The 20,256-nt window shown below is 61.8% G+C and carries 21 protein-coding genes and 1 tRNA gene; 12 read left to right on the top strand and 10 right to left on the bottom strand.

Translation table 11 applies throughout. The annotated features are described in order from the left end of the window. The coding region (locus EN884_RS02630) for a biotin/lipoyl-binding protein (RefSeq protein ID WP_164894913.1) at window positions 1-620 on the bottom strand (620 nt) is incomplete at its 3' end. A gap of 132 nt (window positions 621-752) precedes the next feature. Between EN884_RS02630 and EN884_RS02635 the strand changes: the two genes are divergently transcribed. Further along, a complete protein-coding gene (locus EN884_RS02635; protein WP_013528496.1) occupies window positions 753-1,487 on the top strand; it encodes a TetR/AcrR family transcriptional regulator in 735 nt (244 codons plus the stop codon). Between the two features lie 91 nt (window positions 1,488-1,578). Here the strand turns inward: EN884_RS02635 and yihA are convergent, their stop codons facing one another. From yihA to EN884_RS02650, 3 genes are all read right to left on the bottom strand, one after another. Then, the gene (yihA, locus tag EN884_RS02640; RefSeq protein ID WP_024502094.1) at window positions 1,579-2,238 is read right to left on the bottom strand and encodes a ribosome biogenesis GTP-binding protein YihA/YsxC; all 660 of its coding nucleotides are present in this window, start codon (window positions 2,236-2,238) and stop codon (window positions 1,579-1,581) included. Then, the gene (locus tag EN884_RS02645) at window positions 2,235-2,873 is read right to left on the bottom strand and encodes a CatB-related O-acetyltransferase (protein WP_063170424.1); all 639 of its coding nucleotides are present in this window, start codon (window positions 2,871-2,873) and stop codon (window positions 2,235-2,237) included. Before EN884_RS02645 ends, yihA begins: the two co-directional genes overlap by 4 nt. Window positions 2,874-2,997: 124 nt before the next feature. Beyond that, window positions 2,998-3,312, bottom strand: coding sequence for a hypothetical protein (locus tag EN884_RS02650; RefSeq protein WP_024502096.1), 315 nt, complete (start codon window positions 3,310-3,312; stop codon window positions 2,998-3,000). Between the two features lie 178 nt (window positions 3,313-3,490). On the opposite strand from EN884_RS02650, the gene EN884_RS02655 reads away from it, so the two are divergent. The 3 genes from EN884_RS02655 to EN884_RS02665 are packed head-to-tail and all read left to right on the top strand — an operon-like array spanning window position 3,491 to window position 6,778. Then, complete coding sequence (locus tag EN884_RS02655; RefSeq protein ID WP_013528500.1) at window positions 3,491-3,955, top strand: MarR family winged helix-turn-helix transcriptional regulator; 465 nt, start codon at window positions 3,491-3,493, stop codon at window positions 3,953-3,955. Further along, on the top strand, window positions 3,948-5,240 hold the full coding sequence (locus EN884_RS02660; protein ID WP_082826616.1) for an HlyD family secretion protein: 1,293 nt from the start codon (window positions 3,948-3,950) through the stop codon (window positions 5,238-5,240). The genes EN884_RS02655 and EN884_RS02660 overlap by 8 nt, the downstream gene beginning before the upstream one ends. Further along, complete coding sequence (locus tag EN884_RS02665) at window positions 5,237-6,778, top strand: DHA2 family efflux MFS transporter permease subunit (RefSeq protein ID WP_063169716.1); 1,542 nt, start codon at window positions 5,237-5,239, stop codon at window positions 6,776-6,778. The genes EN884_RS02660 and EN884_RS02665 overlap by 4 nt, the downstream gene beginning before the upstream one ends. 189 nt (window positions 6,779-6,967) lie before the next feature. Here EN884_RS02665 and EN884_RS02670 read toward each other — a convergent pair whose 3' ends face one another. The 4 genes from EN884_RS02670 to rpmH form a co-directional block, all read right to left on the bottom strand. Beyond that, the gene (locus EN884_RS02670) at window positions 6,968-7,528 is read right to left on the bottom strand and encodes a fasciclin domain-containing protein (protein ID WP_063169715.1); all 561 of its coding nucleotides are present in this window, start codon (window positions 7,526-7,528) and stop codon (window positions 6,968-6,970) included. Window positions 7,529-7,705: 177 nt separating this feature from the next. Continuing rightward, window positions 7,706-9,517: a membrane protein insertase YidC gene (gene yidC / locus EN884_RS02675; protein ID WP_063169714.1), complete on the bottom strand. Its 1,812-nt coding sequence runs from the start codon at window positions 9,515-9,517 to the stop codon at window positions 7,706-7,708. Window positions 9,518-9,531: 14 nt separating this feature from the next. Beyond that, entirely contained in the window at window positions 9,532-9,885 is a 354-nt protein-coding gene (gene rnpA, locus EN884_RS02680; protein ID WP_013528505.1) for a ribonuclease P protein component, read from the bottom strand. A 16-nt stretch (window positions 9,886-9,901) separates the two neighbouring features. Next, a complete protein-coding gene (rpmH, locus tag EN884_RS02685; protein WP_008833937.1) occupies window positions 9,902-10,036 on the bottom strand; it encodes a 50S ribosomal protein L34 in 135 nt (44 codons plus the stop codon). Between the two features lie 278 nt (window positions 10,037-10,314). On the opposite strand from rpmH, the gene EN884_RS02695 reads away from it, so the two are divergent. From EN884_RS02695 to EN884_RS02715, 5 genes are all read left to right on the top strand, one after another. After that, complete coding sequence (locus EN884_RS02695; protein ID WP_027161119.1) at window positions 10,315-11,817, top strand: HAMP domain-containing sensor histidine kinase; 1,503 nt, start codon at window positions 10,315-10,317, stop codon at window positions 11,815-11,817. A 253-nt stretch (window positions 11,818-12,070) separates the two neighbouring features. Then, window positions 12,071-12,147 (top strand) — tRNA-Arg (locus EN884_RS02700). A 323-nt stretch (window positions 12,148-12,470) separates the two neighbouring features. After that, entirely contained in the window at window positions 12,471-13,247 is a 777-nt protein-coding gene (locus EN884_RS02705) for a hypothetical protein (RefSeq protein ID WP_127224211.1), read from the top strand. Between the two features lie 398 nt (window positions 13,248-13,645). Continuing rightward, window positions 13,646-14,626, top strand: coding sequence for a hypothetical protein (locus EN884_RS02710; protein WP_127224210.1), 981 nt, complete (start codon window positions 13,646-13,648; stop codon window positions 14,624-14,626). Window positions 14,627-14,838: 212 nt separating this feature from the next. Next, on the top strand, window positions 14,839-15,600 hold the full coding sequence (locus tag EN884_RS02715; RefSeq protein ID WP_063169710.1) for an SDR family NAD(P)-dependent oxidoreductase: 762 nt from the start codon (window positions 14,839-14,841) through the stop codon (window positions 15,598-15,600). Window positions 15,601-15,628: 28 nt separating this feature from the next. Here the strand turns inward: EN884_RS02715 and EN884_RS02720 are convergent, their stop codons facing one another. After that, window positions 15,629-16,198, bottom strand: a complete 570-nt coding sequence (locus EN884_RS02720) for a TMEM175 family protein (RefSeq protein WP_027161123.1) — start codon at window positions 16,196-16,198, stop codon at window positions 15,629-15,631. A 124-nt stretch (window positions 16,199-16,322) separates the two neighbouring features. Then, complete coding sequence (locus EN884_RS02725; protein ID WP_164745804.1) at window positions 16,323-17,024, bottom strand: GntR family transcriptional regulator; 702 nt, start codon at window positions 17,022-17,024, stop codon at window positions 16,323-16,325. A 231-nt stretch (window positions 17,025-17,255) separates the two neighbouring features. Here EN884_RS02725 and EN884_RS02735 point away from each other — a divergent pair, with 231 nt between their 5' ends. The 3 genes from EN884_RS02735 to EN884_RS39285 all read left to right on the top strand — a co-directional run. Next, window positions 17,256-18,296, top strand: coding sequence for an ABC transporter substrate-binding protein (locus EN884_RS02735; protein WP_024502105.1), 1,041 nt, complete (start codon window positions 17,256-17,258; stop codon window positions 18,294-18,296). 82 nt (window positions 18,297-18,378) lie between these two features. After that, window positions 18,379-19,461, top strand: coding sequence for an ABC transporter ATP-binding protein (locus EN884_RS02740; RefSeq protein ID WP_063169709.1), 1,083 nt, complete (start codon window positions 18,379-18,381; stop codon window positions 19,459-19,461). After that, window positions 19,461-20,256: gamma-glutamyltransferase (locus EN884_RS39285; RefSeq protein ID WP_245491894.1), on the top strand; the 796-nt coding region annotated here is incomplete at its 3' end. The genes EN884_RS02740 and EN884_RS39285, both read left to right, overlap by 1 nt.

Here is a 20,256-nt window from a genome sequence, read left to right on the forward strand (position 1 = left end):
TCGGCCTGCTGGACCGCGGTCTGGGCGTCGTCCAGCTGCGCCTGTGTGCCGACATGGGTCTTGAGCAGCTGCGAGGCGCGCGCCGCGACCTTGGCTGCGTTGTCGGCCGCGGCCTGGTCGGCGACCTTCTGCGCCTGGGCCTGCTGCAGCGAGGCGCGGGCCGCGTCGGTCTGGGCGTCGATACGGTCGAGCGTCTTGCTCAAGGTGGCGATCTGCGCCTCGGCCTGGGCGACGGCAATCTTGTAATCGCCGTCATCGACGACGAGCAGCGGATCGCCGGCCTTGACCAGCTGGTTCTCGCTGACCTTGACCTGATCGACATAGCCGGAAATCTTGGGCGAGATGAACGCCATGTCCGCCTGGACATAGGCATCGTCCGTCGAGATCATGAAGCGGCCCGTTGTCCAGTAGTCGTACCCATACCAGGCGCCGGCGCCCAGCAAGGCAACACCGATGACCGGCAGCAGGAAGGAACGCACCGAACGCTTCTTCCTGGCCGGAGCCTCTGCCGGCGGCGACGAGACGGGCTGGACAGGTACTTCCGGTGCTTCCGTCGCTGGCGCAACCTTGGCGTTGGGGAAGGGACGGACTTCAGCAGTGGTCGGCGCGTTCGAGGACATGACATCTCTCTAAAGTTATAATATAATATTGAACCGTTCGGTTCGATCCGGCCGTTGACATAGCGCGTAAAGAGGACCATATCAAGGGCAATCGAACCGCTTGGTTCGAATTATTTTCGAGGTGTGACTTTCATGGCCGAGACCCCGCCCAATGTCGAAAACGAGTCGTGTGACGACCTGTTGGAAAGCTTGCGCCGTGGCCGCCCGGCCGCGGGGCAGGATCCGGCCAAGCGCAGCCAGATCATCGACGGCGCCCGTCGTGTCTTCATCGACAAGGGCTTCGAAGCCGCCTCGATGAACGACATCACCCGCGAGGCCGGCGTCTCCAAGGGTACGATCTACGTCTACTTCGCCAACAAGGAAGAGCTGTTCGAGGCGCTGATCGAGGAAGAGCGCGGCACCATCTTCAAGAACATGTATGACGTGCTGGACAATGCCGACAACCTGCGCGAGACGCTGGTGAAGTTCGGCAAGGTGCTGGCTCTCAAGATCACGTCGGCCAAGGTCGTCCAAGCGCAGCGCACGGTGATCGGGGCATCAGACCGGATCCCCGACATGGGCGCGCGTTTTTACGAGCGCGGTCCCAAGCGTGGCCACGACAAGGTCGCGGCCTTTCTCAATGCCGCCATCGAGCGCGACCTGCTGCGCATCGACGATGTCGATCTTGCCGCCTATCAGTTCACCGAACTGTGCCTGGCCGGTCTGTTCCGCCAGTGCATCTTCGCCTACCGCACCAAGGCCCCGACCCAGGACGAGATCGACCACATCGTCAGGTCAGGCGTCAGCATGTTCCTGAAGGCCTACGGCACCGAAAGGCTTGTGGCGGAAGAAGGCCATCAGACGATTGCTATCGAGGCCAAGCCCTAGCCAGACCATGCTCTAACTCTTTGTTTAGACGCAATTCTGGACGGAAAACCGCTTCACACTTTTCCTAGAATTGCTCTAAGGTGCGGATGCTTTAGCCGCCATTGGCGGCAAGCACGATGGCTGCCTGCAATTCCTGAAGGCCCTCGGCCTTTTCAGAAGAGGTGGCCAGCACGAACGGGAACGCCGCCGGCCGCTTCTTGATCTTTGCCAGCGTCTCCTCGATCAGCCTCGGCACGCCGGCAGTCTTGATCTTGTCGGTCTTGGTCAGCACGATCTGATAGGACACCGCCGCCTTGTCGAGCAGCGACAGCACTTCGTCGTCCTTGGCCTTGATGCCATGACGGGCGTCGATCAGCACATAGACGCGTTTCAGCGTGACCCGGCCCTTGAGGTAATCGAAGACCAGCTTGGTCCACTCGTCGACCTTCTCCTTGGGCGCGGTGGCGTAGCCGTAGCCGGGCATGTCGACCAGCGCCAAGGGTGGCAGGTCGGCGCCCTCGCCCGAAAATCCATCCGGCACGAAATAGTTGAGCTCCTGCGTGCGCCCCGGCGTGTTGGAAGTGCGCGCCAGCCCCTTCTGGTTGACCAGCGCATTGATCAGCGACGACTTGCCGACATTCGAGCGGCCGGCAAAGGCGATTTCCGGCGGCCCTTCCGGTGGCAGGAACTTCATCGCCGGCACGCCGCGGATGAAGATCCACCCTCGCGTAAACAGTTCGGTGCCGATTATGCTGCTGTTCAGAGCGTTCAAGCTGCTGCCTCCAGAAGAGAAATATTGACACCCCGGATAGCATCGAGGTTGCGGCTGACCTTGTCTACCGGCCAGTCCCACCACGCCACCGCCAGCAGCCGCCTGATTGTCCGGTCGTCGAAACGCATCTTTACCACCTTGGCCGCGTTGCCGGCGACGATCGCATAGGGCGGCACGTCGTGCGTCACCACCGATTTCGCAGCGACGATGGCGCCGTGGCCGATTTCCACCCCGGGCAGGATCACCGCCTCCATCCCGATCCAGACGTCGTTGCCGACGATGGTGTCGCCGCGCACCTCCTTCGACCAGGTCGCCGGGTTAAAACCCTTTTCCCAGCCATGGCCGAAAATATTGAACGGATAGGTCGAAAAGCCGGACATGGCGTGGTTGGCGCCGTTCATGATGAAGCGCGCGCCCTCGGCGATGGCGCAGAACCTGCCGATGATCAGCTTGTCGCCTATGAACGGATAGTGATGCAGGACGCATTTCTCGGCGAATTTGTCCGGCCCGTCGGGGTCGTCATAATAGGTGAAGTCGCCGATCTCGATGTTTGGCGCGTTCACCAGTCCCTTGAGGAAGCCGACGCGGGTATGCATCGGGATCGGGTGCTTGATGTCTGGGTTGGGTCCGTCCATGTCGAAATCCGTCAGAGAAATGGCCGCCAGGTGCATCCGAAACTCGAATGCGCCCGTTCAAAATAGCGTGGTCCGCCCTATAGCACCAATCGGGTGACGAGCGAGCTTTCCTTGACGGCCTTGCTCATTTGCTGCCGCGGCAAATCACGATCGGATCGGACAGCGCACTGTCGAAACCGCTGCCCTGATAGACGGTGACATTCGTGGCGCCGGGCGGCAGCATGAAGCTGCCTTCGACGATTTTCTGGTCGCCGGCCGGCATGTGGAGAGCCCAGCTATAGGTGCAAAACTGAGGCGGCGCCTGGGGTTCGACGTGGCTGCAGTTCAATTGCGCGCCACCCAGCATGGCGGCGCCGCCGCAACTGACGGCGCCCTTTGCGAGCGCAATGCCCGGCCATCCTGCAATGGCCGCCACGGTCGCGATCTTCAGCCAATTCATCGTCGTATCCTTGCCCGGCAACAGCCCGCTACCTGAGCCTTTGGGTGGGTCGCAGCCCATGCGTCATTTTTTCCAGGCGGGCTTAGTCCGTCTTGCGCACCGCGTCCAGCAAGATTATGTGCATGATGATAATAAGCATGCTCACTAACAGTCGCGCCGAAAAACTCCAGTACCTCCCATGCCATCGTCACCCAACATCAGCTTCGTGCTGCACGATGTCGCGCGCCTGCTTCGAAAGCGGTTCGAGCAGAGGTCGCGGGCATCGGGGCTGACCCGCGCCCAGTGGCAGGTGCTGGCCTATCTCAGCCTGCATGAAGGCATCCACCAGAACAAACTGGCGGACCTGATCGAGATCACGCCGATCACGCTCGCCCGGCTGCTCGACAAGATGGAAGCAAGCGGCTTCATCGAGCGCCGGCCCGATCCCGCTGACCGCCGGGCATGGCTGCTGTACCTGAAGCCGCAAGCCCATCCGCTGATCGAAATCATGCGCGGCAATGGGCGGAAGACGCGTGACGAGGCCTTTGTCGGCCTTTCCGCGGATGCGCAACTGCATCTGCTGCAAACCCTATCCCTCATCAAATCCAATCTGCTCGCGGCTTGCGCCCAGCCTGCCGCCGACCGGGAGAAAACACATGGCTGAATCAACCTCACCAAAGAAGCCTGTCGAAGAAGACGGATCCGCCGCCGACCGGGCGCGCGACCAGGTCATCCGGCTGGACAGCGAACGCGAGCAAAGGCGAGCCAGCACCGTCATCGACAATGACGAGCTCGAATCACCGGTCGCCCTGGAGCCGGCGGCGCTCGAGGCTCCGTCCAAGGAGCCACGCCAGGCCGGGGTTGCGGTGGCGCCTCCGGCGCCGGTCAAGCCCAAGCGCGGCCGGGCACGGCCGATCCTGTTTGCCCTGCTTCCGTTCGCGCTGGTCGTCGGCGGCTATTACTACGTCATCGGCGGCCAGGTCATGACGACCGACAATGCCTACATCCAGGCGCAGTCGCTCGGCGTTTCCACCGATGTCTCCGGCACTGTGTCCGAGATCGACGTGCACGAGAACGAGGCGGTGAAGAAGGACCAGGTGCTTTTCCGGTTGCGGTCGGCCTCTTTCGAAACCGCTCTTGCCGCCGCCCAGGCACAGCTCGGCACAGTGCGCAACCAGGTGCTGACCTTGCAGGCGAGCTACCAGCAGTCGCAGGCGCTGATCGAGCAGGCGCAGGCCGACATCCCCTATTACGAGGCCGCTTTCCAACGCCAGCAGGATCTGCTCAAGACCTCCACCTCCTCGAAGGCGACCTTCGACAGCGCCCAGCACGACCTCGTCGCCGCCCGCCAGAAAGTGTCCGTTGCCCAAGCGCAGGCACAGGCGACGCTTGCCCAGCTCGGCGGCGACGCCAGCCAGCCGGTGGAGAAGAACCCGTTCTATCTCCAGGCGCAGTCGGCGGTGGACGACGCCCAGCGCAACCTTGCCGATTCCATCGTCAAGGCGCCATTCGACGGCATCGTCACCAATGTCGACGCGCTTCAGGTCGGCAAGTACCTGCCGGCTTCGCAGCCGGCGTTCAGCCTGATTTCGGCGACCGATCTGTGGATCGCGGCGGAGCCTAAGGAAACCGAACTGACCTATGTGCGGCCGGGACAGACGGCGACGATCAGCGTCGACAGCTATCCCGGTGCCGTCTGGCACGGCAGGGTCGCCTCGATCAGCCCGGCGTCGTCGTCGAGCTTCTCGCTGCTTCCGGCGCAGAACACCACCGGCAACTGGGTCAAGGTCGTGCAACGCATTCCGATGCGCGTGACGGTGGACGATCTCCAGGGCAAGCCGCCGCTGCGCGGCGGGATGAGCGTCGTGGTCGGCATCGATACCGGCCATGCGCGCGGCCTGCCGGACTTCGTGACGGACCTCCTCGGTCGGTTCGGACAAAAGTCATGACCGGCGCGTCCGCGACAGGTGGCGTGGTCGCCAATCGCGGCGCCATCACCGCCTGCGTGATCCTGGCCGTGATCATGCAGGCGCTGGACACCACCATCGCCAATGTGGCGCTGCCCTATATCCAGGGCAGCGTTTCGGCCAGCGCCGACCAGATAAACTGGGTGCTGACGTCCTACATCGTCGCGGCAGCCGTCATGACGCCGCCTTCGGGCTATCTTGCCAATCGCTTCGGCCGCAAGCGCATCCTGCTGATCTCGATCACCGGCTTCGTCGTCGCGTCGGTGCTGTGCGGCTTCGCGCAGTCGCTGCCGCAGATCGTCGGCTTCCGCCTGCTGCAAGGCCTGTTCGGCGCAGCCCTGGTGCCGCTGGCGCAGAGCATCCTGCTCGACATCTACAGCGTCGAGGAGCGCGGCTCGGCGATGGCGCTGTTCGGCGTTTCGGTGATGGTCGGGCCGGTGCTCGGGCCGGTCATCGGCGGCTGGCTGACCGAGAATGTCAGCTGGCGCTGGGTGTTCTACATCAACGTACCGATCGGCGCGCTGGCTTTCGCCGGCGTCTCGATGTTCGTCCAGGAAACCAAGACGGACCTCAAGGCCAGGCTGGACTGGCTGGGCTTCGGCATGCTCAGCGTCACCATCGCGTCGCTGCAGATGTTCCTCGATCGCGGCGAGCAGCTCAACTGGTTCTCGTCGTCCGAGATCATCGTCGAGGCGCTGATCTGCGCGTCGGCCTTCTACATCTTCCTCGTCCACACCTTCACCGCCAAAAACACCTTCGTGAACCCGCGGCTGTTCCTCGACAGGAATTTCGCCGTCGGCATGATCTTCATCTTCATCATCGGCATCACCTATCTGGCCTCGCTGGCCCTGATGACGCCCTATCTGCAGACCCTGATGGGCTATCCGGTGGTGACGGCCGGCATCGTCATGGGGCCGCGCGGTCTCGGCACCATGGCTTGCATGTTCCTGGTCGGCAGGCTGATCGGCAAGGTGGACACGCGCTGGCTGCTTCTAACCGGCCTGCTGGTCACCGCCTGGGCGATGTACGACATGACCGGCTGGACCCCTGATGTCTCGCAATGGACGATCATCAGCACCGGCTTCATCCAGGGCGCGGGCCTGGGTTTCCTGTTCGTGCCGCTGACCACCATCACCTTCGCCACGCTGGCGCCGGAGCGGCGCGCGGAAGGCACCGGACTGTACAATCTGTCCCGAAACATCGGCTCCAGCGTCGGCATATCGGTGGTCACCGCGCTGTTGACGCAGAACGTGCAGGTCAACCACGCCAATATCGCCACCTATGTGACGCCCTACAACCAGGCGTTCAGCAATCCGGCGATCTTCCAGGCAATGGATCCCTACAGCGCCGCGGGCCGCGCCGCGCTCGACGGCGTGGTCACGCTGCAGGCCACGATCATCAGCTATATGAACGACTTCAAGCTGATGATGATCCTGTCGCTTGCCGCCATTCCGCTGGTTCTGTTGCTGCGCAAGCCGGCGACTCCGGCCAAGATCGACCACAGCGCCGTGATGGAGTGACGACGCTCGAAACTTATCCGGCTGCACAGGCAACAGCCAAAAAGAAACCGGGGTCCTGTGAGGGACAGGACCCCGGCCAATGCCGATACGACTTCCCAAGAAACATGGCACCTCGTCATGAGGCGGGGATGGCAGGCCCGAGAAAGCCCCAACGGACCTGTCTTGATCCCCTTTGCCGGAAGCCGTTCGTTACTTCGGCAACAGCACCTTGTTGACGACATGGATGACGCCGTTCGACTGGTTGACGTCGGCGATCGTCACTCGCGCCTCGCCGCCTGACTCATCCATGATGTAGAGCTTGCCCTTCTTGACTTCGGCGGTCAGCGTGTCACCGGAGACGGTCTTCATCTCGTATTTGCCGCCCATCGCCTTGGCCTTCTTCATCATCTCGGCGCCCGAAATCTTGCCGGCCACGACATGCGCGGTCAGCACCTTGGTGAGCTTGCCCTTGTTCTCCGGCTTCAGCAGCGTGTCGACGGTGCCCTTGGGCAGTTTCGCAAACGCCGCGTTGGTCGGGGCAAAGACTGTGAACGGGCCAGCGCCCTGCAGCGTGTCGACCAGGCCGGCGGCCTTGACCGCGGCGACCAGCGTCGTGTGGTCCTTCGAATTGACGGCGTTCTCGACGATGTTCTTGGTTGTGTACATCGGCGCGCCGCCGACATTCGGGTTCTTGGCATAGGCGGGCGCGGCAATCGCCACGCCGGCGACGAGTGCGGAAAGGGCGATGATCCTGAATGACGGCAAGCGCATGTGGTCTTCCTCCGTGTGAGGGCTGATCGGAATTGATAGCCTTTGGAAACGCACAGGCAGTCACGCCGCCGAGGGGGCGCAAGTTTCGCCGATCACGGGAACGTGATGCCGGAGCTGCTTAAACGAAAAGCCCCGCGCGAGGCGGGGCTTTGAAGGCTGGAGAAAGCGCTGCGCCTTCTATTCGGCCGGTGATGGTTTCTTTCGGAACAGCGCGACCAGATTGTCCCACAGCTCGATCTTGGCACCCTGGCGCTTCATGATGATGCCCTGCTGGAGGATCGACAGCGTGTTGTTCCAGGCCCAGTAGATGACCAGGCCGGCCGGGAAACCCGCCATCATGAAGGTGAAGATGACAGGCATCCAGGTGAAGATCGCAGCCTGCGTCGGATCCGGCGGCGTCGGGTTCATGCGCATCTGCAGGAACATGGTGACGCCCATGATCAGCGGCCAGACGCCGATCATCAGCATGTGCGGCAGGGTGACCGGGATCAGGCCGAACAGGTTGAACAGCGACGTCGGATCGGGCGCGGCCAGATCCTGGATCCAGCCGAAGAACGGCGCGTGCCGCATTTCGATGGTGATGTAGAGCACCTTGTAGAGCGAGAAGAAGACCGGGATCTGCAGTGCCACCGGCCAGCAGCCGGCAAGCGGGTTGATCTTCTCGGTCTTGTACAGCTCCATCATCGCCTGCTGCTGCTTCATCTTGTCGTCCGCGTATTTCTCGCGGATCTCGAGCATTTTCGGCTGCACCTTCTTCATGTTCGCCATCGACGCGTACGACTTGTTGGCGAGCGGATAGAAGATGGCCTTGACGATGACGGTGGTGGCGAGAATGGCCAGGCCGAAATTGCCGAAGAATTTGTAGAGCGTGTCGATCAGCCAGAACATCGGCTTGGTGATGAAGTGGAACCAGCCCCAGTCGATCAAAAGGTCGAACCGCTTGATATGACGGTCTTCCGCATAGGCGTTGATCTTGCCGACTTCCTTGGCGCCCGCGAAGATCTCGCTCTCCACCGTCGCCGACTGGCCGGCATCGACGGTGATCGGGTCGGTGAGGAAGTCGGACTGGTAGCGATGGCGGCCGTCCTCGAAATAGGCATAGCGCGGCTGGAACGGCTGCTTCTCGGTCGGCACCAGCGTCACCGCCCAGTATTTGTCGGTGATGCCGAGCCAGCCGTCGGTCGACTTGCCCGGCGTGAACTGCTTGTCCTTCTCGATGGACGCGTATTTGTGTTCCTGCAGGCCTTCCGTGCCGGTGAAGCCGATCAGGCCCTCATGCAGCACATAGGTGCTGGCAACGAGCGGCTTGTCGAAGCGGGTGACGCGGCCGTAATTGGACAGCGAGACGGCGGCCGTGCCGGCATTCTGCACCGTGTCGGACACCGTGAACATGTAGTTGGTGTCGACGGAAAAGGTGCGCTTGAAGGTCAGGCCCTTGTCGTTCGAATAGGTCAGCGTGACCGGGGTCGTCGGCGTCAGTGTCGCATTGCCGTCGATAGCCCACACTGTTTCGGGACCGGGCACCGCGCCGGTCTTGTCGTTGCCGACGAAGCCGATCTCGGCATAGTAGCCATTGGGCAGTGCCGCCGGGTTGAGCAGGCTGATCTCGGGCGAGTTCTTGTCGACCGTCTCGGTGTAGTGCTTGAGCTTGAGGTCGTCGAGACGGGCACCGGTCAGGTTGATCGAACCCTCAAGGCTCGGCGTGTCGATCTTCGCGCGGGTCGTCGTGGCGAGCGCCTGTTCGCGGCCGGCCGGCGTGACGGCATCGGTGCCGGGTGCGTTGGGAATGGCGCCAGGGGCGGCGGGCGTTCCGGTGTCGGTACCGGGATTGGTGCCGGCGGCCTTCTTCTGCTCCTCGACGCGCTGCTGTTCGACGCGGGCGGCCTCGCGCTGCGCTTCGCTGCGCGGCAACACATAAAAATATTGCCATACCGCCAGGATCAGCACCGACAGCGCGATGGTGATGAAGAAGTTCCGGTTGTTTTCCATCGAAAGCCCTTGGCCTATCGTGTTCCGCGCAGTCGGCGGGAGAGTTCGGCCTTCAACTGGCCGAACGGAGTGGTAAGCACGTCTTCGCGCCCGACGATGACATAGTCATTGCCAGGCGCCATGTCACTTGCGGCGTGCGTACGGACGGCTTCTCGCAGCCGCCGCCGGACGCGGTTGCGGACAACCGCATTGCCGACCTTCTTGGTGACGGTGTAGCCGACGCGCGGCGACAGGCCGTCGCCGCGGTCGAGAACTTCGACGAGAAAAAGCCGCCCGCGTCGTTTTTCACCACGACGGACAGCCAGGAATTCCGCGCGCTTCAGAAGCCGCTTGGGATTTGGTCCCACTGGCTTGCCGGATGCGGGCAACGATCTCGTCTTCCGTTCAGGCGCTGAGCCGCTTGCGACCGCGGTTGCGGCGAGCTGCGACGACGCCGCGACCACCCTTGGTGGCCATGCGGGCACGAAAGCCGTGCCGACGTTTGCGGACGAGTTTGGACGGTTGGTAGGTACGCTTCATTTGTTTTAATACCGCGGGGTGCGGCCCTTCTTGATTCTGTCACTGTGTAACAGGAGCTTTGCCGAGCCGGCTTTGGCGCGATCGAAACCGCGCCGGGACGAATGGCCCGAGCGTGTGCGGGCTTATAGAAAGAAGGCTTTTGGAAGTCAATCCGGAGTCGTCGGGCCGAAAGCTTCGCCATTCAGGCCGGTTTATGTTTGCGACCAAGGATGAAATTGGCAAAAAAGCCGTAATCGCCTAATCTGCGTTGATCAAGTGATCGTGAAGACATTAGCCGCATGAGCGAAACCATACAGGCACAGGAAGGGATCGGCACGGCGGGGTCCACCGAGGCGCCGGCCAGCGTGCGCACGGTGCCGCTGTCGCGCGGCCTGTCGACCAAGCTGCTGCTGCTGACCATCGTCTTCGTGCTGCTGGCCGAAGTGCTGATCTTCCTGCCCTGGATCGCCAGCTACCGGCTGAACTGGCTGAAGGAGCGGCTGAGCACGGCGGCGGCGGTGTCGATCGTGCTGGTGCAGGGTGAACCCACCTCGCTGTCGCGCACGGCGCAGAACGACGTGCTGATGGCGATCGGCGCCAAGGCGATCGCGGTGCGCGACGGAGGCGTCTCGCGGCTGCTGGTGGTGGCCGAAATGCCGCCGAAGGTCGACGAACACATCGATATCGCCTCGATCGGCATGATCAAGGGCATGACCGGTGCGCTCGACACGTTGTTTTTCGGCGGCGACCGTATGCTGCGCGTCTTCGGTCCGGTCGGCGAATCCGACAAGGAGTTCGAGCTGATCATGCCCGACAACAGCCTGCGCAACGCGATGCTGCGCTATTCGCGCAACGTCGCCTTCGTCTCGCTGCTGATCTCGCTGTTCACCGCCATGCTGGTCTACGCCGCCATCGACCTGATCATGATCGGGCCGATCCGGACGATGACGCGCTCGATGCTGTCCTTCTCCGAGGCGCCCGACGATCCCGGGCGGATCATCCATCCGGCTGCCCGCGCCGACGAGATCGGCGTTGCCGAGCGCGAGCTGTCGCAGATGCAGGAACGGCTGCAAAAAATGCTCTCCGAGCAGAAGCATCTTGCCGATCTCGGCCTGGCGGTTTCCAAGATCAACCATGACATGCGCAACATCCTGGCTTCGGCGCAGCTGATGTCGGACCGCTTGCGTCAGGTCAAGGATCCGACGGTGCAGGCCTTCGCGCCGAAACTGCTGCGCGCGCTCGACCGCGCCGTGTCTTATTCCGAAGGCGTGCTTCACTACGGCCGCACGCAGGAGCCGCCGCCGGCGCGCCGACGCCTGAGGCTGCGGCAACTGGTCGAGGACGTGCACGGCCTGCTGGACATTGAGCAAGGCATCGAGTTCGTCAATTCGGTCGAGCCGGCCTTCGAGGTCGATGCCGATTCCGACCAGTTGTTCAGGGTGCTGACCAATCTGTGCCGGAATTCCGTGCAAGCGATGGCGACCGACAGTGAAAGCGCCCTGGTGCGCCGCCTGGCGGTGTCGGCCGTGCGCCTGGGCAGCGTCAGCCGCATCGCCGTCAGCGACACCGGCCCCGGCCTGCCGCCCAAGGCGCGGGAAAACCTGTTCGCGGCCTTTCGCGGCTCGGCGCGCAGCGGCGGCACCGGCCTTGGCCTGGCGATCGCGCACGAACTGATCCGCGCGCATGGCGGCACGGTCGAGCTGGTCGAGAGCATTGGCGGGCGCACCACATTCGCCGTCACCATCCCCGACCAGCCGGTCCGGCTCGACCAGGCCCGCAACGGCCTGCGCCGCCCGGCGTGACGGTTTAGAGCGCCGGGTCGCCCGGCCCTCTTGTCCTCTGGCCCGATGCTTCTTCCAATGAGCAGGAACCGGCTCAACTTCGGACCGTTGCCATCTGCCGGAATCCCAGCCTTCATCACCAACCAAGGCACTTGTGACAAAACTTTTGCCGGATCGGCTTGCTTTTCCGAAATTCAGTCGCTAGGGAACACGTCTCGTCGCGACCGGTCGTTTACGATCGGATTGCGGGGTCATGGAAAGCATGGCCTGTTGCGCGCCCGTAGCTCAGCTGGATAGAGCACCAGACTACGAATCTGGGGGTCAGGAGTTCGAATCTCTTCGGGCGCGCCAAACAATTATATGAGACCGTTGGGATTTCCGACCTTTTCTATGTTGCCTTCAACAGCCTAGAGGGGAACAAAAAGCCGTAAAAATCCCGGAATGGGGCTCAAAGCCCCACGGATACTCCCACTAATTCATATGCGGTTCACTGGCTGTCCTACTCTCATCGAGGGTGACAAACCGTGAGGAAGCCATTCTCGGGCAGCCTCACGGAACGGGTAGCAGTTGCGCATTGCCGATCTTCCCGCCATCTATGCAAGAAGGCGCGGGGATCAATCAAGGCAATGCTTAAACCCTTTGGGAAGTGGTTCGTTACGAATTGGGAACGGGTCTTGTTTGTGATCGTCGGCTTGGCCCTGCTCGGCGCGAGCCTGACATTGATCTATCAGGAAAAAGTGACAGAAGCCGCCGCAGTCTTTGGCCTTGGCTTTCTCAGCTTTCTCTACGCCAACGTTTCGCGCTTCAAACGCTTCAAAGGGCTGGGCTTTGAAGCGGAGCTTTGGGAGGACAAGCAGAAAGAAGCCGCTGACCTCATTGAACGCTTGCGCGATATCGTTTCGATCTACACGCGGGAAGTTATACTTGGAAAGGTGAAGGCGGGGCGTATCGGGGTTGCAGGAAAGTGGAATGATCATTGGAAGCTCTATGATGATCTTGTCACGCAGCACAACACCCTTGGACAGAAGGTCGATTTTTCGGACATCAAAAAGGAAATGGATGACACTTTCCTTTTCGACATGACGATGCCCGAAATCAGGAAACTAAGAGCCGCTACGAATAAAGGAAAAGAGGCTGCAAGGCAAAGGATCGAGCAGGAGTTTGGAAGTCCCGTCCGTGACAATGAAGGCTACAATCGGCGCTGGGCGCAGTTTCGCGAGATACCTGAAGACATCAAAGACCCCTTCAAGATTTCGATCAAGGAGGATTTGGCAGGTTACGCCTTGAAGGTCTGGCGGGAAACCAAAGAACGGCTCAAACGAGATTTTGACGTGGACGCGGATGTTGACCAAAAGGTCCTTGATCGGTTCGTAACAATCTCAAAGCTCTATCAGTCCCGACCGGTTCAAGTGACGGACGAAATGATCGCATGGGCGAACCGGGAGGACTGAAATACTCCTTGCGCTTCAGTTCAAGTTCGGCAGACCTCATAGATCTCATGCGGACGACCTAGCTGGTCATGAACTCAGCCTGTTCATCGTGCCAGCCCTTCATCCACCTTTCACGGCGACCGCTATCCGTATAGGGGCATTTGCGCAGCGGGACGTGGCGTCGACAGGCTTTCTGCCCCTCTTCATAGACCGACCCGCCACCGTGAAGGTGCTCTTGTAAAAGGGCGGCACTGATTGTTGACTTCGGCATTTCATTGTCTCCGGTTTGAGTGCCGGAACATGGGAACGCGGCGACGGGGCAACAATCCGCAATTTTCGAACATCTATGGGAAAAGCGTCGACCTGTCCGTTACTTCCTTCTCCATCATATAATTGTTCCGCACGACCGGAGGTCCTAAGTGACGCTTGAAGAAGCTATTGCCGAGCATATGCAGCTAATCGACTTGGAGCTTCAGGTGGAGGAGCTCCCACTTTGGCAACGTCCGCTTAGGGCTTCAATCAAGTTCGTTCTAGAAAGCATTCTGGACATTCGGGGCGACACGAAGGAGGATTTTGCAGGGAAACCATGGTTTGCGGTGATCTTCCACCATATTGAGACATGGTATCGCGATACCTACGGAAGTGCTTTTGATCAGAGTAGCGGGGAGGGTTTTGCGTCGGGCGTAGTGCTTGTTCGGCATGTCCCGATTGAAATCCGCGTTCCACTAACACGCACCACGCCGGGGACACCTGGTGAAACCGTTTGGCTTCATTTCCCCCTTGGCATTGAACAGGGCGAGACGCCCACCGACTGGCTCGTAAACCCGCCCAACCTCGCGAAGATAGACCTGACGGAAAGCCGAAAACTGAAAACGAGGACGACGGCGGTGGCCACCGCCTTGCGCAGGATCAGAATGAACACGATGGGAGTGACCGCGCCGGATCATGAAATCACGGAATTGATTGATGGGGTTCTTTCTGATCTTCAAAACGCGGCAATAGGTCTGCTTACTGATAGTGATACCGCAAGGGGCGCTGCAATGTGGTCGATGCAGATGGCAATCGAACGGACGATAAAGGCATTCATTCTTCAAAAGACAGGCAGAAAGTATCGTGAAACCCACGACCTTTTTTACCTTTACGACGACGCGCTTCCGCATTGTTCCGGCATCAACCGCGGCCTCCTAAAGAAGCTCCCCAATTCACGCGAGATGATGGAAGGACGGTACGGTCTGGGTACGAAATGGACAATCCGCTATGCGACGGAAGCCTACTTCGCGGCGCTCATGCTCATTTCCGAGTTCTCAGCCCGGTATGATCGCAAGATAAGTGTCGGCGGCAGTCGGGTCCACCTCAAGCGTCCACCTTGGCTCACCTTGCCGAAGCCTGTCACAACCTAGGACTATTTCCCCCTACTTCTTTTTCACAGCCGCGAGCTGGTCGGACTGAATTTCCATGATGGAACGTGTTTCGGGTTTCCATACCGTCGACGCGCTGCATGCGATTTAACAGGAAAAATAGGCGCGCTATGTACCCCATGGATTATATGGTTCGACGATTGTGACCGCTGGCGTTCGACCGCGCACGGCAGGCGGAACCAACGGAGCCTGAATTGACATCCATCACTACCACCAAGCGAGCACTTATCACCGGGACCGGAGCGGCCGACGGCATCGGCTTCGCCATTGCCCGCCAGCTCGGCCATGCCGGCCATGCCGTTTTTCTCACCGGTGCCAGTGGGCGTGTGCTCGATCGCGCCGTTGAGCTCCGTGCAGAAGGCATCGACGCCAAGGCCGTGGTCGCCGATCTCACCATCGCTGCCGATGTCGCGCGGTTGCGGGCTGATGTCGGCGCGGTCGGCATCCTGGTCAACAATGCCGGCATGGGCTCGCTGGCATCGCCATCGGTCGACAAGGCGTTTCTCGCCATGACCGAGGCCGACTGGGATCAGGGGATCGACGTCAGCCTGAAGACGGCATTCCTCGTCACCAAGGCGTTTCTGCCGGCGATGGTCGAAGCGGGCTATGGGCGTATCGTCAATGTGGCGTCGGTCACCGGACCGCTGGTGTCTTTCGAAGGCACATCAGCCTATTCCGCCGCCAAGGCCGGCATGGTCGGCCTGACACGCACGCTGGCGCTCGAAGTGGCGAAAAACGGCATCACGGCCAACGCCGTGGCTCCCGGCTGGATCGAAACAGGGTCGTCGAGCGAGATGGAGCGGCAAGCCGCCCTGAATACGCCGCCGGCGCGGGCCGGGCGACCGGATGAGGTGGCCGCCGCGGTCGTGTTCCTGGCCTCGGAAGGCGCCAGCTATGTCAACGGCGCCCTGCTGGTGGTCGATGGCGGCAACAGCCTTCAGGAGCGCAAGGGCTGAAGCCGTCCAACGCGTCGGGTGCGAGAATTCAGCCTTTGCCCGAGCTTTTGCCTGCCCCCGGCGCTTCCGGCCTGAGATAGACGGCCAAGCAGCAGCAACAGATCGCCAAGCCCGCGACTGGATATTTCAGGGCGACCAGCCCCGCCAGCGCGAATAGGCAGAGCGTCGCGAGCGACCGGATGCGCATGCGCTTGCGCACCGCGAGCGGAACCGCGTTCTCCGGCATCGGGTCGATGAGTTCGCGGATCAGAAGAATGTAGGTCAGGTTCACCAGGAAGAAGACGGCGGCGTAGAAGGCGACCGGCTGCGGCGCCAGCTCGCTGACCGCCATCCACGCGGTCGCCAGCGGCAGCAGCGAAACCGAGAACAGATGCGCGAAATTGTACCACATCAGGCTGGCTGTCGCCTCCCTGGCGTGGCGTAACAGATGATGATGGTTCGCCCAGACGATGGCGATGAAGAGATAGCTGACGCTGTAGCTCAGCCATGTCGGCCAGAGCTCCAGAAGCGCCTTGAACGTCGGCAACTCCGGCGGGCGCAAGTCGAGGACCAGCACCGTGATGAGGACGGCGAACACGCCATCCGAAAATGCGCTCAACCGATCGAGCCCTGTCGAGGGAAGCACTGGACCGTCCTCGTCGCAGTTCGTGAGACATATAGTAGTGCTGTCGATAGCAATATCCATGGCCGCTCGGACCATCTGACGCCGCCGCCAGCGCCGCTCAGGACGCCTTGGCCAGAAAACTCTGGTAGTCCGATTTCGCCTGCAGCAGGCGCAGCACATTGTCGCGCGAGCCCCTTACGTGGGCGCGGGCCAGCGTGCCGGCTCGGGCGGCATCGCCGGCGCAGATCGCCTCGACGATCTCGGCATGCTCGTCGCGGGCGATCTTCCATTCGTCGAGCCACAACAGTTCGGTCCAGACATAGTGCTGGCACTTGTCGAGGATGCCGCACAGCATGCCATGCAGCATCGCATTGCCGCTGATTTCGGCGATGACGCGGTGCAGGTCGATGCCGACTTCGAGCTCCTGGAATTTTTCGCGCGTGGTGCGCTCCGGAATGGCGGCCAGCCGCTCGCATTCGGCCAGCATGGCACGCAGCCGCGCCTTGTCCTGTTCCGTCGCAGCAGCGGCGGCCAGTGCCGTCGCGTGGCCGTCGAGCAGTTCGCGGATCTCGAAGGCCTCGCGGAACATGTTGATGTCGAACTCGGTGACGACATAGCCCTGGCGCGGCCGGCCGGTGACCAGGCCGTCGCGCTCGAGGCGGTTGAAGGCCTCGCGCACCGGGGTGCGGCTGACAGTCAGCTTCGCCGCGATGTCGTTTTCGGTGACGCGTGAGCCCGGCGGAATCTGGCCGGTCACGATCATCGCCTTGAGCGCGGAATAGACCGAGTCGCGCAGCGTGTTTTTGGTTTCCTTGGCCAAGTTCCGTTTCCAGTTCTCCGGTCTTTCCGCCGGCATATGTTCTCATGCATAGCTGTATTCAAAGTCGGCGCGGTTTGCCACGCCCCGGCGCCCCATCTCCCAGCCCGGGTTGACGGCCCCAGGCGCGCCGATCGGTGTTGACATCGCTGATCCCCAAGCTACACTCAAAATTGTATACAAAATAGAATGCGAAATCAAAAACAATGGGAACACCGGTGGAGAGCCGAAAAAATGAACAGGACCAGAAGCGTTAGTATCGTTGCGATGGCGGGCCTCATGGCCTCCCTCGCGGCCCCCGCAATGGCGGGCGACACCATCACCGTCGCCTCGTGGGGCGGCACCTACCAGGAAGCGCAGACCAAGGCGTTCTTCAAGCCGACCGCCGACGCGCTCGGCATCACCATCAAGGAGGACACCACCAACGGCCTCGACGACGTACGGCTGCAGGTAACCGGCAATGCGGTGAAATGGGACATCACCGAGCTTGGCGCCGACGAATGCGCACGCGGCTCGAAGGAAGGGCTGTTCGAGAAGCTCGACTACGGCATTATCGACAAGAGCGGCATCAATCCGAAGCTTGTCCATGATGACTGGGTCGGCATTTCCTACACCTCCGTCGTGCTGATCTACCGGACCGATGTGTTCGGCGACAAAGGCCCCAAGACCTGGGCCGACTTCTGGAACGTGGAAAAGTTTCCGGGACGGCGCGCGTTGAGCGGCAGCCAGGCGACCGAAACGCTGAGCGTCGCGGCTCTCGCCTCGGGCCTGCCGATCGACAAGGTCTATCCCGTGGATGTCGACGGCGCGCTGAAATCCGTCGACAAGATCCGTGGCCATGTCGACGCCTGGTGGACCTCCGGCGCTCAGGCCATGCAATTGGTCAAGGATGGCGAAGTCGACATGGCGAGCATCTGGAACGGCCGTGCCGGCACCTTGAAGAAGGAAGGCGCGCCGGTCAGCTTCTCCTTCGACCAGGGCGTGCTGACCGCCGACTGCATGGTCATCCCCAAGGGTGCCAAGAACAAGGAAGCCGCGATGAAGGCGCTTGCGATGTTCGTCAGCCCGCAGCTGCAGGCCAATCTGCCGCTCTACGTCGACAATGGCCCAGTAAACGAGAAGGCTTTCGAGACCGGCAAGATCCCGCAGGACAGGATCAAGGACATCAATTCGGCGCCCGAAAACGTCAAGAAACAGGTGCTGCAGGACGCCGAGTTCTGGCGCGACAATCTGGTCGAGGCGACGGAGAAGTTCAACAATCTGGTCCAGCAATAGGCCGCGGACACAAGCTTACGGCGGGCAGCGTAACCAGCCACTGCCTCGCCACCTGTTCTCTGCGGCTAAGGAGCGAAAAATCTTGTCCATTGCGCCATCCGCGTTGCCCATCGGCATGCGCGGGATCGAGAAACGATTTGGCAGCGTCCCGGTGCTGCGCGACCTTAACCTCGATGTCGAGGCCGGCGAATTCCTGACGCTGCTCGGCCCTTCCGGTTCCGGCAAGACGACGCTGCTGATGATCCTGGCCGGTTTCGTGCGGGCCAATGCCGGCTCGATCAAGGTCGGCGGCGACGAGATCATCACCACGCCGCCGCACAAGCGCAACATCGGCATGGTGTTCCAGAACTACGCGCTGTTTCCGCACATGAACGTCTTCCACAACATCGCCTTTCCGCTGAAGCAGCGCGGCGTCGCCGCCGCCGAGACGGCCGAACGTGTCGAGAAGGCGCTCGATCTGGTGAAATTGCAGGGCCTGGGCGAACGCCGGGTCGACCAGCTTTCCGGCGGCCAGCGACAGCGTGTGGCGCTGGCACGCGCCATCGTCTTCGAGCCGCGCATCGTGCTGATGGACGAACCCTTGTCGGCGCTCGACAAGGGCCTGCGCGAGCACATGCAGATCGAGCTGCGCGCCCTGCATCGCCGGCTCGGCATGACCACCGTCTATGTCACGCACGACCAGCGCGAAGCCATCACCATGTCCGACCGCATCGCGGTCATGAACGCCGGGCGCATCGAACAGCTCGACAAGCCTGAAACCCTCTACGCCAGGCCGCAAACGCGATTTGTAGCCGGCTTCATCGGCGAATCGAATTTCATTCCGGTCGAGTGCCGCAACGGCTCCGTCTGGTACGAGGACCGGAGAATCCATACCGCGGCACCAGTGCCGGCAGCTGGCCAGCACCTGATGGTGGTGCGGCCGGAAAAGCTGCGGCTCCTGGCAGACGCCGAACCGACAAGCGGCGTCAACGTGCTCGAGGCGAAAGTCAGCGACATCATCTATCAGGGCGACAGCTTCGTCTGCTACGCGGCGTTGCGCGACGGCCGCCAGCTGACTTTGCGCGACTATTGCCGCAGCGATGTGCTGGCCAAAATGCCGGCGCCCGGCCAGCCAGTCTCATTCGGTCTCGATGCGCAGGACACGATCCTGGTGGCGGCAGACTGATGAGCGCGCAGCCCGCCCTCATGGAAGAGATCGGCAGCGCCGCAGGCCGGGAGCTCAACACGCAGGGACTTCACGCCGACGCCCGGCGTGAATCACTACGGCTGCTGGCGCTGTTGTCGCCAAGCCTGCTTCTGGTCTTCGCCATCATCATCGTGCCGATCGGCTGGCTGTTCTGTCTGTCGCTGTTCCACCAATCGGGCGGCTTCAGCGCCGCCAATTATGCGCGATTCTTCGAGCAGGCCTCCTACATCAAGACCTTCATCACCACCTTCAAGGTCGCCTTCATCGTCACCGGCGCCTGCGTGCTGCTCGGCTCGGCCGGCGGCATTGATTTCACCAGATCAATTCGCAGAAGCGACCAATTTGCAGAAGTGACTAGGGGATATTCAGACAGAATGCGTGATTTCCAGTTTCCCGGCCGCTCGCCGGTTCGTGCCACCGAGGCGGTTGCCGCGACCTCGCATCCGCTTGCAACGCTTGCGGCCATCGACATGCTGCGCTCCGGCGGCAATGCCATGGACGCCGCGGTCTGCGCCGCCGCCGTGCAGGGTGTGGTCGAGCCGCAATCGACGGGCATCGGTGGCGACTGCTTCGTGCTTTATTCTCCCGGAGGACAAGGCAATGTGCTGGCCTTCAACGGCTCGGGGCGAGCGCCGGCCAGGGCGACGGTCGGCTGGTATCTCGAAAAAGGCTTCGACCGCATCCCGCTGCAGGGTCCGCATGCGGTCACCGTACCCGGCGCCGTCGACGCCTGGAGCCGCCTGCTCGAAGACCATGGCCGCAAGGGCCTTGCCG

The organism is Mesorhizobium sp. M7A.F.Ca.AU.001.01.1.1 (genome assembly GCF_004022735.1).
GTDB classification, from domain to species: domain Bacteria; phylum Pseudomonadota; class Alphaproteobacteria; order Rhizobiales; family Rhizobiaceae; genus Mesorhizobium; species Mesorhizobium ciceri.

What these genes read in the sequence shown, in the direction of transcription:
- EN884_RS02635 (WP_013528496.1), top strand. Translation starts at nt 753, where the DNA reads ATGGCCGAGACCCCGCCCAATGTCGAAAACGAGTCGTGTGACGACCTG.
- EN884_RS02645 (WP_063170424.1), bottom strand. Translation starts at nt 2,873, where the DNA reads ATGGACGGACCCAACCCAGACATCAAGCACCCGATCCCGATGCATACC.
- EN884_RS02650 (WP_024502096.1), bottom strand. Translation starts at nt 3,312, where the DNA reads ATGAATTGGCTGAAGATCGCGACCGTGGCGGCCATTGCAGGATGGCCG.
- EN884_RS02655 (WP_013528500.1), top strand. Translation starts at nt 3,491, where the DNA reads ATGCCATCGTCACCCAACATCAGCTTCGTGCTGCACGATGTCGCGCGC.
- EN884_RS02660 (WP_082826616.1), top strand. Translation starts at nt 3,948, where the DNA reads ATGGCTGAATCAACCTCACCAAAGAAGCCTGTCGAAGAAGACGGATCC.
- EN884_RS02665 (WP_063169716.1), top strand. Translation starts at nt 5,237, where the DNA reads ATGACCGGCGCGTCCGCGACAGGTGGCGTGGTCGCCAATCGCGGCGCC.
- EN884_RS02670 (WP_063169715.1), bottom strand. Translation starts at nt 7,528, where the DNA reads ATGCGCTTGCCGTCATTCAGGATCATCGCCCTTTCCGCACTCGTCGCC.
- yidC (WP_063169714.1), bottom strand. Translation starts at nt 9,517, where the DNA reads ATGGAAAACAACCGGAACTTCTTCATCACCATCGCGCTGTCGGTGCTG.
- rpmH (WP_008833937.1), bottom strand. Translation starts at nt 10,036, where the DNA reads ATGAAGCGTACCTACCAACCGTCCAAACTCGTCCGCAAACGTCGGCAC.
- EN884_RS02695 (WP_027161119.1), top strand. Translation starts at nt 10,315, where the DNA reads ATGAGCGAAACCATACAGGCACAGGAAGGGATCGGCACGGCGGGGTCC.
- EN884_RS02735 (WP_024502105.1), top strand. Translation starts at nt 17,256, where the DNA reads ATGAACAGGACCAGAAGCGTTAGTATCGTTGCGATGGCGGGCCTCATG.